Raw genomic sequence first — 15650 nt, 5'->3', positions numbered from 1 at the left:
GGTGGTGCGGGTGGTGGGGCACGTGGGGTTCTCCGGAAGTGACGGTGTCGATGGCTCGGCGGTTGGGGCGCAGCGGGGTGTGGTGGTCGGCGCGCTGTCCACAGGTGTGGACGAGCCGGTGCGGGGTGGTGTGGTGGTCTGCTGGGCGGGGTGACCGGAAGGGGGTTCCGGTCACCCCGCGGGAGTTGCGGTCAGCCGCTGTGCGGACCGGCCGTGTGGGCGGCTTCGATCTCCGGGCGGAGGATCGTCATCACCTCGGTCTGCCGCTCGCTTCCGATCGTCAGGTCCCGGTCCTCGACGGCTTCGCGGAGGAGGGCCCGGCTGAGGGTGCTGTGCTCGGCGAGGGCTGTCCGGCCGATCTCCACCAGCTCGTGGATCGTGGCCTTCGCCGGACGGCCACCCCGGGGCCGGGGCCCGTCATCCGCCCTGTCGGGTGATGGCGGCGCAGGGGAGACGGGATCGGGAACGGCAGCAGGGGGCTGCTCCGGTGGTTCGGGAGCACCGATGGGTGGAGTGACCTGGGGTCCCGGCGCCCGGAGTCGCTGGTCTGCTGGCGGGCCGACGAGTTGGTGGATCTGGCGCATCAGGACGCCGAAGGCGAGCAGTGCGGCGGTCGGGGGCACCGCCGCGACGACGTAGTCGAGCAGGGGTACGGGGCGGGCGCCGTCCGCACCGGCGACTCCGGCGACGTTGAGCGCGATCGAGCCGAGCGCTCCGGTGCCCGTCAGCGCGACGGCCCACCCGTCGGTGACGCCGCGCAGGCCGGCGCGGAGCATCAGCAGCTCGCCCGCGACGATGAACGCGTCGAGGGTCGCCGGCCAGGCCCAACGCCTGACCGGCGAGTGCCCCAGCCCGTGCTGACCAGCGACCTCGGCCAGGTGAGCGTAAGACAGCCAGAACGCTCCCACGGTGAGAGCGACGATGACAGCCCCGGCGGCAGCAAGCACGTACCGCTCGGCGGTCTGCCTGCTCTGCGTCGGCCGGTCTGGGCGGAGATGGTGAGCGGGTGTCGGGGTGGGTGTGGCGGGGTGGGGCAAGGTGGGAGGCTCCTGGTGGGGTTGGGTGGTGTGATCCGTCTTGTCCGTCCCGGGCGTTGCAAACGCAGGTCAGGGCAGGTACGGCAGTGGTCCCGAACGTCCGTCCCTGCGGTGTCCCCGGCTGTTTGCGTGCGTTGCCGGGGCTGGCCGGCGACCGGGCCCGTGCCGGGCGGCCGGGACGGCACGGTGGGTTCGCGCCGTCCCAGCCGACCACGCCCTGACCTGGGGCGATACGGCAGGGACGCCCGGGACGACACAAGACGGATCAGGTCGACTTTCAGGCTGTTCATGATCGGGTTGCCGTCCCGTCCCGGGCTCCCGTCCCAGCCGCAGGGTGTCTGGCCTGCACGATCACGGCAGGGACGGCAGGGACGGCCACACCGGGGGATGCGGGCCTCAGCCCGAAGCAGGGACAGCGGATTCGGCGTTCACTGAGTGAACGCTCAGCCCGGGGGACCGTTCGGCGTTCACTGAGTGAACGCTTAGCCCGAGCCCGACAGCGGTGCTGGTCCGGTGTCCACGGGGTGGGTGGTGGGGCAGTAGCGGCGCCAGGCGTCGAGGAACTTGTTGCGGGTGTAGCCCTTGCGCTGGGTCTGGTCGGTGAGGCGGACGTTGCCGGGCTTGATGCCGTACGGGGTGAGCATCCTGGCCAGTTCGCGGGCGTCGAGCCCGGTGCGCCCCCATTGCGCCCACGGCGCCTCCGGGTCCTGCCGCAGGTGGTACAGCAGATCGTCCGTGGAGAGGCTGTCAGTCTCGCGCTGGGCGGCGAAGACCCTGCGGATGTCGGCCAGGATGCGGGCGCCGCCGGGCCGTTCCTCCTCCGCCTCGACCTCCGCCGCCACCATCCGCTCACACGCGGTGCGAGCCCGGCGGGGCCAAGTCCCGGCGGCGAGGTCGGCGATGATGATCAGGGGTTCCCAGGTGTCGGCGGCCCGATCCTCGACCGGCATCTCCGGCTCCAGCTCCCCCGCCTCGTCCAGGAGCGGTGCGGTCCAGGCGGCGATGCGGTCGCGCAGTTCGTGCAGTGAGGGGATGTCGCGGCGGGAGCGGAAGGGCTTGACGCGTTCTCCCTCGGCCCGGCGGCGCATCCGGATCACGACGGCCCGGTCCATGATGGTGTCGGGCAGGTCACCGATCCCGGCGAGGGCGGCCATGGCGAAGGTCGCGAACCGGTGCGGGGTGTGGTCGTTGCCGACGACCCGGGTGACGTACCGGTTGCGCTGGTGGCCGGCGTTGAGGAGGCCGCGCATCTCCTCGTTCTTCTCCGCCTGCTTCGGCGTCCCGAAGATCGTGTCGGCCTCGTCGACCAGGAGGGTGGGCGGCTCCTCGGTGATCGACCGGAAGACGGCCGCCGGGGTGGTGTTGATGGTGAGCATCGGCTCGTGGACCGTCTCGGTGAGCACGTCCAGCAGCCGTGACTTCCCACACCGCTTCGCCGGTCCGACGACCGCGAGGCGCGGCGCGTGCTGCCACGAGGGCTGCAGGTGCGTGGCCGCCACCCACAGCGTCACCGCGTCCAGCGCCTCCGGCGACGGCAGGATCACGAACCGCGCTATCCGCGCACGCAGTTCATCCAGCAGCACCGAACCAGCAGACGGCTCCAGATCAGGCACCGCCGCCTCCGCCGCCGGGACCGGAGCGGTGTTCTCCGGCGCGTCCTGATCAGGCTGGCCCGGGACTGCGACGGGCGGCCAGGCACCGGAAGGTGCAGGGTCGGGTCGGGGACGGAATGGGGCAGGGGGTTGTCTGGTTGCACCAGGCGGTTCCTCTCCTGCGCCGCCGGGCACACCGGCCCAGCGGCGCGCGTCATTCGATGGATGCGGGAAGCGGGAGTTCCGGGACCTCGGGCACTGTGGTACCGCAGGCCCGTCGCGTTCTGATCCGGAGTGTTCGCCCGGTTCGGTGCGGGGACGCCAGGTCTGTTCCGGTCCGGAACGTTCGCTCCGTTCCCCGGGGGACCACAGACCGTACGTCCAACCCCGCCAACAGTCCAGCGTTTCCGTGTCAGCTCAGCGCAGAACCCTCCGCTGACGTGCCGTCGCCTCACGCGGCCAGCCCGAGCAGCGCCAGCAGATCCGCCGTCACCACCCGGTACGCGTTGCCCAGCCGCAGCACCCGGCACGGATACATGCCGCGCTTCGCCAGCTCGTACCCCTTGCTCCGCCCCAGCCCCAGCGCCCGGTTACCGGTCTCCAGGTCAACCGATACCGGAAGCGCCAGCAACTCCTCCCGGCTCATCCCCCGCGAACCCTTCGGCACGGTCGATCCCGCCGTCGGCCCGGCCTTCGCGTCTTCGCGCATACGCGTGCGCCCCTCTCGATACAGCCCTCGGCGAACGCGGTGATCACATCCGGCTCCAGGCGTGTATCCACCACGATCCTCACGCTACTGTGTCTTCATGACACAACACGATATCGACGATGAAGAGACCGACGACGTCCCCGAATGGGCGGACCGCGTCAACGCCACCGTGGCCCGCGAAGTCCGCCGCCGCAGAAAGGAGATGAGGTGGAGCGCACAGGACCTCGCCGACGCATGCGAACGCCTCGGGCACCCCATCCCCCGCAACGTCATCGCCAACATGGAATCCGGCCGCCGAGCAAACCTCCCCCTCGTCGACATCATGATCCTGGCCGCCGCCCTGCGCACCTACCCCATCTGCCTCATCTTCCCCGTCGGCTACACCGACCAGACCCAGGAACTCCCCTTCGAGGAGCTCGTCCCCACCCGTACCGCCCTACGCCACTTCACCGCAGACAAACGGATCACCGGCCACGACCCCGGCATGCTCCGCGACTTCGACGCCCACACCCGCCTCACCACCAACGCCCTCACCGCCCTCGCCGAAAACGACGACAACGACGAAGCCATCACCGCCAAATACGAACTGCGCCACCTCCGCCGCCGCATCCGCGAACGAGGCGCCACCCCACCCCACCTCCCCCACACCCTCCACGACGTCGACCAACCCACCACCGTGCCCACCACCCCAACCGGACTCGACAACCCCACCCCCACCCCGGAGGAACGCATTTGAAGGGCTCCACCCACCGACGCTGCTACTGCCGCGACCCCCACACCGGCAGACCCCTCGGCAAGAAGTGCCCCAAGCTCACCAACCGCAAGCACGGCACCTACTCCGTCCGTCAGGAACTCCCACCCCGCCAAGACGGCGCCCGCCGCTCCTTCAGCCGCGCCGGCTACACCACCCTCAAAGACGCCCAGAACGACCTCGACCAGGTCCGCGCCCTCATCGCCCTCGCCGAAAACGACGACCCCGAGAACCTCGCCCGCATAGCCGACCTCCTGGAGAAGGTCGCCGACGAAAAGGCACCACTCCCGAACGTAGAAGCGACCCGTCGCCGCCTCAACCACGGCCTCGACCTCACTGGACGCCTCACGGTCGGCGAATGGCTCGACCAGTGGTTCGCAGGAAAGCGGCGTCGCAAGACCACGCTGAACAGCTACGGTTCCCACATTCGCGTCCATCTGAAGCCCCGCATCGGCCACGTGCGTCTGGACCGGCTCAACGTCGGCCACCTGGTGGAGATGTTCGACGGCATAGCCGATGACAACGAGACGATCGCCGCCGAGAACCGGGCCCGCCGCGAACAGATCGCCCGTTGCAAGCCGAGCAAACCAGGACGGCCCGCTGGAGCCGAACGACCGTTCCTCGCGTCCGAACGAGCCAAGCTCGCCGAGATGAAGCCCTTCCGGAAGATCACGGGCCCGGCCAGCCGCCAGGCCATCCGCCGCACCCTCCGCGCGGCACTGAACGCGGCGATCGCCCAGCAGTTGATCACCTTCAATCCGGCGTCCCATGTCGAACTGGAATCCGGCAAACGCCCGAAACCACTCCTGTGGACCGAGGAGCGCGTACGACGCTGGCGCGAGACCGGGGAAGTCCCCGGCCCGGTCATGGTGTGGACCCCACAGCAATTCGGCGCCTTCCTGGACGCAGCCGAGGGCGACCGCCTGTACGCGATCTTTCACCTCATGGGCACCCGCGGTCTCCGTCGCGGCGAGGCGGTCGGCCAGGACTGGCACGAGATCGATCTCGACGCCGGCCTCATCACACCCGCCAAGGAGATCGTGGTGGACGGCTGGGACCCCTACGAGTCCGAGCCCAAGACGGACGGCAGCGCCAACACGATCGCGCTCGACAGCACGACCATCTCCGAACTGCGCGACCACAAAGCTCGCCAGGAGAAGGAGCGCGCGGGGTGGGGCGAAGCCTGGCATGACACCGGCAAGGTCTTCACCAAGGAAGACGGCTCCTGGCTACACCCGGAGACCGTCTCCGAGACCTTCCGCCGCGTTCTCGCCACGACCGACCTGCCTCCCATCACCCTGCGAGACCTGCGTCATGTGGCCGCGACGCTCACACACGGAGGCGGCGGCGACATCCACACGGTGAAGGAGACACTCCGCCACTCCACGATCACGCTGACCTCGGACACCTACACGAGCCTGCTCCCTGAGCTGGACCGCGAGATCGCCGAGAAGGCAGCGAATCTGATCCCCCGGTCGCGCAGGGCATCTGCCGATTCGTCCGCTCAGGCAGCGCCCCATCCGCAAGCCACGCCCACATCCGCTCACGCATCGCTCACGCAGTGGCTCGAAAACGAGGAAGCGCCCGAGTCGACCGAAGCCGACCCGGACGCTGCGTAGCAGGTCAGAGGGCATATCCTCCACCCGCATCCCGTAGGCCCTGTGGGACTCGAACCCACAACCAATGGATTAAAAGTCCACTGCTCTGCCAATTGAGCTAAGGGCCCACTCACCGCCACACCCAAAGGCGCACCCGGCGATGCGTGATGTTGCCTCCCCGAGCATAGCCGGAGCGGGCCGCGTCTCCGATCGGGTATCGCGACACGGCCCGGCGCACAGCCGAAGACCCTACGCGCCCACCCCGCCCGAGGCCCCGGAGCCACCCCGCGGGCCCCTCAATCCACCCCCGGAACCCCCGGAATCCCCACCCCACCCCGAACCCCACCGTCATCCTCACGCACAAGCTCATCCCCAACCCCAACCCCATCCCCCCGCAAAAACCACTTCCGAGCCGAAACCCCCCACCACCCCGCCGCGAACCCCAGCACCACCAGCACCGCCACCGGCGCGTAATTGAACGTCTCCCAGGTCACCGGCGACACCTGCGGCAGCATGAACAGCACGGTGATCACGCCGACCCAGGTCACCGCGATCACCCCGATCACCCGCGACCACCGCCCCAGATGCCACGGCCCCCGTTCGAAGTCGTCCCCCTTCCGCAGCCGCAGCAGCGTCGGGATGACGTACGCGATGTAGAGGCCGATCACCGCAATGGACGTGACCGCCGCGTACGCGGTGACATTGATCAGGTACGGCAGCCCCAGCACCAGCGCACCCCCCGCCGCCAGCCACACCGCCGCGACCGGCGTCCGGGTGCGCGGACTCACCGTGTGCCAGACCCGGGAGAAGGGAAGCGCGCCGTCCCGGGAGAAGGCGTAGATCATCCGGCTGTTGGCCGTCACCGACGCCATCCCGCAGAACAACTGCGCCCCGATCACCACCAGCAGCAACAGCTTCCCCGCGGTCACGCCCAGCGCGTCCAGCAGGATCTGCGCCGGCGGCGCCCCCGTCGGGGAGGCCAGCGCCCCCTCGTACGACTGGATCGCGAAGGTGAAGCCGAGGAGCAGGACGAAACCGGCGATCCAGGAGGTCCAGATCGACCGCACGATCCCCTTCGGGCCCGCCGTCGAGGCGTCGTGCGTCTCCTCCGTCATATGGGCGGACGCGTCGTACCCGGTGAAGGTGTACTGCGCCATCAGCAGCCCCAGCAGCACCACATACAGCGCGCTGCCCCACCCCGTGTTGTTCACGAACTCACCGAAGACGAAGGACGCCGACTGATGGCGGTCCGGGACCAACGCCAGCGCGCCCACGATCACCGCCACCCCCACCACATGCCACCACACACTCACACTGTTGAGGAGGGCGACGATCCGGACCCCGAAGGTGTTGAGGAGGCCGTGCAGCAGCAGGATCCCCGCGAAGAGCAGGATCGTCCGGCCCGGAGTCACCTCGAAGCCGAACTGAAGGTTCAGATACGCGCCCAGGAAGGACGCCGCGCCGAAGTCGATCCCCGCGGTCACCGCGACCTGCCCCAGCACGTTGAACCACCCCGTGAACCACGCCCAGGCCGCCGCCGTCCGCGGTGGCGCCAGCCGGTGCGCCCAGAAGTACAGGCCCGCCGAGGTCGGGTACGCCGAACAGATCTCCGCCATCGCCAGCCCGACGAAGAGCGTCATCAGACCGACCCCGACCCAGCCCCAGGTGATCACCGCCGGGCCACCGGTGTTCATGCCGAACAGATACAGCGTCAGGCAGCCCGACAGCACCGAGATGATCGTGAACGAGACCGCGTAGTTGGAGAACCCGGACATACGGCGGGCCAGCACCTGGGTGTACCCGAGCTGAGCCAGCCGTTCCTCATCGGTGAGGCCCCCGGCCCCGGTGACCCCCGTCGGCGAACCCGCCCCTGCGTCCGCAGCTGTATCTGTCATGCCCCCAGCAATTCCCCCACCAAGCGCGTGACACACGTCACAACTTGACCCCCAACGAACGCCACCACCCAGGACCACGACCGGGGGGGCCAGGGACCGGGACACGCGGAAGGGCCCGCACGACCGAAGCCGTACGGGCCCTTCCTCAGCACTCTTGAGTACTCCTCAGCCCTCTTCAGTGCTCTTCAGCACTCCGCCCCGGCGTCAGCCGTTGCGCTTCCAGCGCGGCTTGTCCTCGCGGCGTCCGAAGGAGGACCCACCGCCGGTCCCCCGGTGGTCGTCACGGCGACCGTGCGGCCGCTCATGGCCACCCGCGCGGAAACCGGGCCGCTCGCCCTGCCGGTCACGGTTGAACGGCCGGTCGCTGCCCCGGTGCCCGCTCCGCTCGTCCCGCCGCTCGAAGGAGGACGAGGAACGGCCCGGACGGTCGTCCCGACGCTCGAACGAACGCCCACCACGGTCATCACGGCGGTCATCGCGCCGGTCGTCCCGCCGCTCGAAGGAACGCCCGCCACGGTCGTCCCGACGGTCATCCCGACGCTCGAACGAACGCGCACCGCGGTCGTCCCGCCGCTCGAAGGAACGGCCACCACGGTCGTCCCGACGGTCATCCCGGCGCTCGAAGGAACGCCCGCCCCGGTCATCCCGACGGTCATCCCGACGCTCGAACGAACGCCCACCACGGTCATCCCGCCGGTCATCCCGACGCTCGAACGAACGCCCACCACGGTCATCACGCCGGTCATCGCGACGGTCGTCCCGCCGCTCGAAGGAACGCCCACCGCGGTCGTCCCGACGGAACCCACCGCCGCCCCGCTCACCCCGGTGATCGTTACGGACGTAACGCTCCCCGCGCTCCGGCCGGTCCTGCCGCTCGTACGACGAAGACGAAGACGACGAAGAGGATGAAGACGAGGAGGGCGACGAAGATCCCGCCCCGCGCTCGGACTCCCGCGCCTGCTCCGGCACGGACACCGCCGTCACGGCCTCCGCCGCCTCCAACGCTGTCACCGTCGCCGCCTGGGCCTCGGCCACCGCCGTCTCCGGGTCCTCGCCCCGCTCACGGGCGGCGCGGGCGATCAGCCGGTCCGCCTCCTCGCGCAGCTCGCCGGCCCGGCGCTGGGCCCGCTCCAGCTGCTTGGTGAGCTGGCCGACCTCGCGCTCGGCCTGCTGGGCGGCGTTCCCGGCCGACTCGGCCTGGACCTCCGTCATGGAGCGCGCACCGGTGATCTCGGCGACCTCCGGGTCGAACGCGCCGGCGCCCTGGATGATGTGGCGCGAGGCGTCGACGCCCGCGTCCTCCATCAGCCGGAAGATCTGCCGCCGCTGGTGCGGCAGCGACAGCGAGACGACCGTGCCGGTACGGCCCGCACGCGCGGTACGGCCCGCCCGGTGCAGATAGTCCTTGTGGTCACCGGCCGGGTCCACGTTCAGGACCAGGTCGATGCCGTCGACATGGATACCGCGCGCGGCGACATCCGTGGCGACCAGGACATTGACGTAACCGTCCTTGAAGTCCGCCAGCGTGCGGGTGCGGGCGCCCTGGGTCATGCCGCCGTGCAGTGCCTCGGCCTTGGCGCCCGCGTCGCGCAGCTGCTCGGCGACCCGGTCGGCGCCGAGCTGGGTGCGGACGAAGATGATGGTGCGGCCCTTGCGGGACGCGATCGCCGCGGTGACCGGCGCCTTGTCCTTGGGCTTCACGATCAGGATGTGGTGGGACATGGTCGTCACCGCGCCCTGCGCCGCGTCGACCTCGTGCAGCACCGGCTCGGTGAGGTAACGGTCGACGAGAGTCTTGATCTCGTTCTCCATCGTCGCGGAGAACAGCATCCGCTGACCGCCCGCCGGAATCTGGTCCAGCAGCTCGGTGACCTCGGGCAGGAAGCCCAGGTCGGACATCTGGTCGGCCTCGTCGAGGACGGCGATCTGGACATCCTCCAGGGAACAGGCGCCCCGGTTGATGATGTCCCGCAGCCGGCCCGGCGTGGCGACCAGGATGTCGACGCCCTTCTCCAGGGCGTAGATCTGGTTGCCCATCGACGTACCGCCGCAGACCACCTTCATCCGCAGGCCGACGACATCGCCGTACGGCTGGAGCGCGTCGGCGACCTGCATGGCCAGCTCGCGGGTGGGGGTGAGGATGACGGCGCGGGGCTTCTTGCGCTCGGTACGGCCGCCGGCCAGCGTGGCCAGGGTCGGCAGTCCGAAGGAGAGGGTCTTGCCGGAGCCGGTGCGGCCACGGCCGAGGATGTCCTTGCCGGCCAGGGCGTCCGGGATGGTCGCGGCCTGGATCGGGAACGGGACGGTCACCCCGTTCTGCGCCAGCTTGCGCACGACGCCCTCGGGGAGACCGAGGTCGGCGAAGGTGATGTCGGGGGTGTCGTCCTCGGCGTCGGCGCCGGTGTCGACCTCGGCGTCAATGTCGGCCTCGGTGTCGGTGTCGGTGTCGGCCGCGACAGCGGAACCCGTGTCCGAGTCCGAGGCGCTGTCGGCGCCCCCGGCACTCTCACTGGTCTCGGTGTTCTCGGTGTTCTCGGCATCGACGACGACGTCCTCACGGACCTCGTCCCCGGGCACGACAAAGTGATCGGCAGTGGAAATGGACATGCGAATGCGAAACCTTCCGGAGTCTCGTCGGCACGCGCCCGTCAACTCCGTGATTCGCACCACGACCGCCTCAATGCGGTCAGCCACGGCAAGGGAGAGAACGCGCCACACGGCGCGCTCTGCATTGGCGCCGGGCAAATGGGATCAAACGATCTACCACCATACGCACCCAAGGCCCCGCTAGGCAAATCGCCGACAGAACCCCTCTCCCACCGGGCGAACCCCACCCCTCACCGGGTGGCCCCCCTCGCCCAGCAGCCCCCCGCCTCACACCGGCACCCCGGCCCGCGGCGCCGGCTCCCGCTGGACGAGTTGCGTTCCCGTCTGCTCGTGCGCCGAGGAGGACGGCTCCGCGACCGTCGGGTCCGGTGAGGCCGGCGGCTCCGGCGTCGGCTCGGGCGGCGGGGGCGTCTCACTGGTCCGGGTCGGCGACGGCAGCGGCTTCGGCGGCACCGGATCACCACCCGGCGGCACGGTCCGCCCCGGCCCGACCGGCACCGGCCCCGACGCCCCCGGCCGCACCGGCGCGGACGCGGAGGGCGCCCCGGACTCCCCCGGCCCGTCCTCACGACCCCCCTCGCCGTCGCCGTCCTTCTCCTTCCCGCCCTTGCCGTCGCCCTTGCCGTCCCCACGGCCGTCCAGGGCGCCGCCCGCCTCCCCGCCGCCGGACCCGAACCCGCCGCCCGTGACCGCCGCGCCGCCGTCCGGTGCCTCACCGCCGGGGCGGCCCGCGGAGTGCGACGGTTCGGCCCGCCGGTCTTCGTCGTCGCCGACGCTCATACAGCCGGCGGCAGCGGCGACGGCCACCACGGCGGCGGCCAGGCGGACGGGTACGTACAAAGGGCGCACGGGAGCCACCTCCGAGGGGGCGAAGAAGTCAGCGTGCCCAACTCCCCCCGCCCGCAGGAGGACACGCGCGCCACGCCGGGCCCGGTCACCGCCCGGCGCCGTTTCGCCGCCCGTCCCGGACAATGAACAGGTGCTGGAGATGACACGCGAGGCGTTCGAAGAGCTGGTGAGTGAAGCACTTGACCGGATCCCGCCGGAGCTGGCGCGGGTCATGGACAACGTGGCGGTGTTCGTGGAGGACGAACCACCCGCCGACGATCCCGAACTGCTCGGCCTGTACGAGGGCACCCCGCTCACCGAACGCGGCGAGTGGTACGCGGGGGTGCTGCCGGACCGGATCAGCATCTACAAGGGCCCCACCCTGCGCTACTGCGAGACCCCGGAGGACGTGGTCCACGAGGTCGCCGTCACCGTCATCCACGAGGTGGCCCACCACTTCGGCATCGACGACGACCGCCTCCACGAACTCGGCTGGGGCTGACCCCCCGCCGCTCCTCCCCCCAGGGCATACGGCACAGGCCACCGCATATCCGCCCCCCAACATGGGCATACGGGATCAATGGCCCGCACCCGTCCCCTCCCCGCCCTCGAACTGGCCGCCCGCCCCAACCCCTGGATCCGGGCCGCCGGCCTGACAGCGGTGGTGGTGCTCGGCGCCTGGCTGGGGCTGCTGGTCGTGGGGAACGTACGGGTGCCGGTCGGGCCGATGGACACCACGATGACCCTGCGTCCGTCGGCCACCGGCGGCACCAAGATCAATGTCTCCCCGCTGGGGGCACTGCACCTGAACAGCCACACCGCGCCCTTCCGGCTGGATGTGAACGTCGACCAGCTGGACCCGGTCCGCTCACAGGCCCTGGTGGACCACCCCGAGCGGCTCTCCGGGCTCCAGGACGAGGTGGCCGAGGACGTGGGGCGCGGCACGCTCGATCTGGCGGTGCGCTCCTGCGCGGCGGTGGTGATCGGGGCGACCGCGCTCGGGCTCGTGGTCTACCGGCGCCCGCGCCGGGCGCTCGCGGCCGGCGGTCTCGCCCTCGCCCTGCTCGCCGCGTCGGGCGGGACGGCGCTGGCCACCTGGAACCCCAAGTCGGTCCTGGAGCCGCGCTTCTCCGGTCTGCTCTCCTCGGCCCCGTCCCTGGTCGGCGACGCCCGCAGCATCGTCGCCGAGTTCGATGTCTACCAGCGTGAGCTGGCCCGGCTGGTGACCAATGTGACCAAGCTGTACGACGCCACCTCCACGCTCCCCGCGTACGCGCCCGACCCGTCCACGATCCGGGTGCTGCATGTCTCCGACATCCATCTCAACCCGGCGAGCTGGAAGATCATCGCGTCGCTGGTGGAGCAGTACAAAGTGAATGTGATCGTGGACTCCGGCGACACCATGGACCACGGCTCGGCGGCCGAGAACGGCTTCCTGGACCCGATCGCGGACCTCGGGGCGCCGTACGTCTGGGTCCGCGGCAACCATGACTCCGACCTCACCCAGGAGTACCTGGAGGACATGGAGAACGTCCATGTGCTGGACGACGGGCGGGCGGTGGACGTGGCCGGGCTGCGGTTCGCGGGCATGGGCGACCCGCAGTTCTCCCCGGACCGGACGGCCCAGCAGGGCGGCAAGGAGGTCCAGGTCCTGGCGGGCGCCCGGCTGGCCTCCGCCCTGCGCGACCAGGAGCAGGCCGGTACGCCGGTGGACATCGCCATCGCCCACGACCCGAACGCGGCCCGGGAGACGGACGGACAGGTCCCCCTCGTCCTGGCCGGCCACCTCCACCACCAGGAGATGGAGGTCATGCCGTACGGCACCCGGCTGCGGATCGAGGGCACGACCGGCGGCAGCGGGCTGCGGGCGCTGGAGCAGAAGAACCCCGACCCGATCGAGGCGTCGATCCTCTACCTCGACCGCGGCACCCGCCGTCTCCAGGCATGGGACGAGATCCGCCTCGGCGGTCTGGGTCTGACCACGGCGGAGGTCAGCCGCCACCTCCCGAAGGAGAACCGCCCCGGAGCGACCACCGCCGGCCCGACTCCTTCCTCTTCCCCGTCCCCCTCCCCCTCCCCCTCCTCGACCACCGCCCCCAGCACCCCGGCCTCCCCGTAAACCGTTTTGGCGATACCTCCCGCCATCCCATATGCTTCTCACGTCCCCGACGCGCTGAGAAGCGCCCAGGCGGGCCGATAGCCCTCATCGTCTAGCGGCCTAGGACGCCGCCCTTTCAAGGCGGTAGCACGGGTTCGAATCCCGTTGGGGGCACGCAACACCGTGTGCGACACTGTCGTGCACAACGCTTGGTCCTGTGGAGCAGTTTGGAGTGCTCGCCACCCTGTCAAGGTGGAGGCCGCGGGTTCAAATCCCGTCAGGACCGCTGGTGTTTCACGTGAAACACCGTGGCTGGGTAGCTCAGTTGGTACGAGCGTCCGCCTGAAAAGCGGAAGGTCGCCGGTTCGACCCCGGCCCCAGCCACCGCAAGCCCCTCTCCTTCCGGAGAGGGGCTTTTTCGTGTTCCCTTGCCCTATCTGTCACCCATATGTGTCACACCGCTACGTGTCACACCCGTCGCACAGACCCGTCGCCGGGATCTGCATGAAGCAGCGTTCGCAGATCCGCGCCGGCCGCTCGGTGTTCCGGCGGTGCCGGTCGACATGCGCCTGGTGCCGCGGTGACAGCGCCGGGGTTCCCCCGCCGGGCGGCAGGGTCGCGCCGAAGCGGCGGTAGCAGGCGAGACGGGACTCGGCGGCATGCCGCTCGCGTTTCAGCTCGTCGTCCAGCGGAGGCTGGCCCGCGATGGTCAGGACCTCCTTGTAGCCGCTGCCGACTTTTCCGTCGTCGGTGTGCACCACCAGGGCGGTCAGCGGCGGGTCGCCCCGCCGGTGGGCCTCGCGCACCACCCGGCCCAGGACCGGGCCGATCCAGTTCTGGAGCAGGGCCTTGGTACGGATGCCCGACCTGCTCTGGATCTCCTCGCCCAGCTGCTTGTAGGTGATCACCGCGTGGTACGTCCCCGCCACACCGGTGAGGACCTCATACGCCTCCGCCGCCCAGATCTCTCCCGGCGGTGCGCTCCCCGACTGTTCCTGTGTCATCCCATCCCCATCCCCACCCCAAGGCGCTCGCGTCGATCGTTACCCCCGCATCCTCCCCCACCGCGAGCCCGGCGCGCCCCAGCCGACCGGCGGGACCGCCCGCTTCGCCCGCTTTCCCGCCGGGGATGATCGACGCGTGGTGCTTGAGACCGTATCCGTGGTGGCGCTGGTCGTCGTGCTCGTCTGTGCCGTCGTACGGCCCTTCCGGTGGCCGGAGGCGGTGTTCGCCGTGCCGGTGGCGGGGGTGGTGGTCGGGGCCGGGGCCATCTCGGTGGCGGACGTGGGGGACGAGGTCTCGCGGCTCGGGCCGGTGGTGGGGTTTCTGGCCGCCGTACTGGTGCTGGCGAAGCTCTGTGCGGATGAAGGGCTCTTCCATGCCTGCGGGACCTGGATGGCCCGGTGGGCGCACCGGCGGCCCCGGCGGCTGCTGGGGGCCGTCTTCGGGCTCGCCTCGGTGATCACGGCCGCGCTGAGCCTGGACGCCACCGTCGTCCTGCTCACGCCCGTGGTGTTCGCCACCGCCGCGCGGATGGGGGCGCGGCCGAAACCGCATGTCTACGCCGGTGCCCATCTGTCGAACACGGCCTCGCTGCTGCTGCCGGTGTCCAATCTGACCAATCTGCTGGCCTTCGCCGCGACGGGGCTGACCTTCACCCGGTTCGCGCTGCTGATGTTCCTGCCGTGGGTGGTCGCGATCGGGGTCGAGTACGTCGTCTTCCGGCGGTTCTTCGCCCGTGACCTGGACGCGCCGGCCACGCCCGTCGCGCCCGAGGAACCCGTCGAGGTGCCGGTGTTCGCGCTGGTCACCGTGGGGGCCACCCTCGCCGGATTCGCCGTGGCCTCCGGGCTCGGGATCGACCCCGCCTGGGCCGCGGCGGCCGGCGCCGCCGTGCTGGCCGTACGCGCCCTGGCCCGGCGGCACACCACCCCGCTCGCCGTGCTGCGCGCCGCCGACCCGCTGTTCCTGGCGTTCGTGCTGGCGCTGGGGATCGTCGTCCGGGCCGTCCTCGACAACGGGCTCGGCGACGCCCTCGACGGGCTGCTGCCCGACGGCACCACGCTGCCCGCGCTGCTCGCCACGGCGGCGCTCGCCGCGCTGCTGGCCAACCTGATCAACAACCTGCCCGCGGTCCTCGCCCTCGTCCCACTGGCCGCGCCCTCCGGGCCGGGGGCCGTCCTCGCCGTGCTGCTCGGGGTGAACATCGGCCCCAACCTCACCTACGCCGGGTCCCTCGCCACCCTGCTCTGGCGCCGGATCGCCCACCGGCACGACCACGAGGTGGAGCTGAGGGAGTTCACCCTGCTGGGACTCCTCACGGTGCCCACCGCGCTGCTGGCGGCGACGGTTGCTCTGTGGGTGTCGCTGCGGGTCATCGGCACGTGAGCCGGGGACGGGGCCCAGCGCCGGACGCGGCCGGGGCCTGAGTCCAGCGGCGGGGGGGGGTGCCCCTATGGGTTTGGTCAAGGTGATGGGGCAGGTTGGGGATCGTAGTAGGTGCCGTCTCGGAGCATGGCGAAGAGGACGTCGGCC

The 15650-nt window shown here is 70.7% G+C and carries 12 protein-coding genes and 4 tRNA genes; 8 read left to right on the top strand and 8 right to left on the bottom strand.

From position 1 onward, the window contains the following. Positions 1 to 191: 191 nt before the first annotated feature. The 3 genes from ABZX40_RS36220 to ABZX40_RS36210 form a co-directional block, all read right to left on the bottom strand. The gene (locus ABZX40_RS36220; RefSeq protein ID WP_355748687.1) at positions 192 to 1037 is read right to left on the bottom strand and encodes a DUF2637 domain-containing protein; all 846 of its coding nucleotides are present in this window, start codon (positions 1035 to 1037) and stop codon (positions 192 to 194) included. 482 nt (positions 1038 to 1519) lie between these two features. Next, positions 1520 to 2650: a DUF3631 domain-containing protein gene (locus tag ABZX40_RS36215; protein WP_355748690.1), complete on the bottom strand. Its 1131-nt coding sequence runs from the start codon at positions 2648 to 2650 to the stop codon at positions 1520 to 1522. 430 nt (positions 2651 to 3080) lie between these two features. Further along, the gene (locus ABZX40_RS36210) at positions 3081 to 3338 is read right to left on the bottom strand and encodes a hypothetical protein (RefSeq protein ID WP_355748693.1); all 258 of its coding nucleotides are present in this window, start codon (positions 3336 to 3338) and stop codon (positions 3081 to 3083) included. 97 nt (positions 3339 to 3435) lie between these two features. On the opposite strand from ABZX40_RS36210, the gene ABZX40_RS36205 reads away from it, so the two are divergent. Both ABZX40_RS36205 and ABZX40_RS36200 read left to right on the top strand, forming a co-directional pair. Further along, positions 3436 to 4074, top strand: coding sequence for a helix-turn-helix transcriptional regulator (locus ABZX40_RS36205; protein ID WP_355748694.1), 639 nt, complete (start codon positions 3436 to 3438; stop codon positions 4072 to 4074). Beyond that, complete coding sequence (locus tag ABZX40_RS36200; protein WP_355748698.1) at positions 4071 to 5708, top strand: tyrosine-type recombinase/integrase; 1638 nt, start codon at positions 4071 to 4073, stop codon at positions 5706 to 5708. The genes ABZX40_RS36205 and ABZX40_RS36200 overlap by 4 nt, the downstream gene beginning before the upstream one ends. Before the next feature lie 34 nt (positions 5709 to 5742). On the opposite strand, the gene ABZX40_RS36195 is transcribed toward ABZX40_RS36200, so the two are convergent. The 4 genes from ABZX40_RS36195 to ABZX40_RS36180 form a co-directional block, all read right to left on the bottom strand. Beyond that, a tRNA-Lys gene (locus ABZX40_RS36195) sits at positions 5743 to 5815 on the bottom strand. Between the two features lie 168 nt (positions 5816 to 5983). Next, positions 5984 to 7582 (bottom strand): amino acid permease, encoded by a 1599-nt coding sequence (locus ABZX40_RS36190; RefSeq protein WP_355748701.1) that lies wholly within the window; start codon positions 7580 to 7582, stop codon positions 5984 to 5986. Positions 7583 to 7786: 204 nt separating this feature from the next. Continuing rightward, the gene (locus ABZX40_RS36185; RefSeq protein ID WP_355748703.1) at positions 7787 to 10189 is read right to left on the bottom strand and encodes a DEAD/DEAH box helicase; all 2403 of its coding nucleotides are present in this window, start codon (positions 10187 to 10189) and stop codon (positions 7787 to 7789) included. 267 nt (positions 10190 to 10456) lie between these two features. Beyond that, the gene (locus tag ABZX40_RS36180; protein WP_355748705.1) at positions 10457 to 11038 is read right to left on the bottom strand and encodes a hypothetical protein; all 582 of its coding nucleotides are present in this window, start codon (positions 11036 to 11038) and stop codon (positions 10457 to 10459) included. Between the two features lie 130 nt (positions 11039 to 11168). Here ABZX40_RS36180 and ABZX40_RS36175 point away from each other — a divergent pair, with 130 nt between their 5' ends. The 5 genes from ABZX40_RS36175 (at position 11169) to ABZX40_RS36155 (ending at position 13499) form a co-directional block, all read left to right on the top strand. Further along, complete coding sequence (locus ABZX40_RS36175; protein ID WP_355748708.1) at positions 11169 to 11519, top strand: metallopeptidase family protein; 351 nt, start codon at positions 11169 to 11171, stop codon at positions 11517 to 11519. A 78-nt stretch (positions 11520 to 11597) separates the two neighbouring features. After that, entirely contained in the window at positions 11598 to 13136 is a 1539-nt protein-coding gene (locus ABZX40_RS36170; protein WP_355748711.1) for a metallophosphoesterase, read from the top strand. An 80-nt stretch (positions 13137 to 13216) separates the two neighbouring features. Next, a tRNA-Glu gene (locus ABZX40_RS36165) sits at positions 13217 to 13289 on the top strand. Positions 13290 to 13326: 37 nt separating this feature from the next. Beyond that, positions 13327 to 13401 (top strand) — tRNA-Asp (locus tag ABZX40_RS36160). A 24-nt stretch (positions 13402 to 13425) separates the two neighbouring features. Then, positions 13426 to 13499 (top strand) — tRNA-Phe (locus ABZX40_RS36155). Between the two features lie 77 nt (positions 13500 to 13576). Here the strand turns inward: ABZX40_RS36155 and ABZX40_RS36150 are convergent. Beyond that, positions 13577 to 14119, bottom strand: coding sequence for a hypothetical protein (locus ABZX40_RS36150; protein ID WP_355748714.1), 543 nt, complete (start codon positions 14117 to 14119; stop codon positions 13577 to 13579). Positions 14120 to 14255: 136 nt separating this feature from the next. Between ABZX40_RS36150 and ABZX40_RS36145 the strand changes: the two genes are divergently transcribed. Beyond that, complete coding sequence (locus tag ABZX40_RS36145; RefSeq protein ID WP_355748717.1) at positions 14256 to 15503, top strand: SLC13 family permease; 1248 nt, start codon at positions 14256 to 14258, stop codon at positions 15501 to 15503. The last annotated feature ends 147 nt before the right edge of the window (positions 15504 to 15650 follow it).

This window comes from Streptomyces sp. NPDC004610 (assembly GCF_040609715.1).
Lineage (GTDB): Bacteria > Actinomycetota > Actinomycetes > Streptomycetales > Streptomycetaceae > Streptomyces.
Note: the sequence above shows the minus strand (reverse complement) of the source record. Positions and strands in the feature narration are given on the sequence as shown.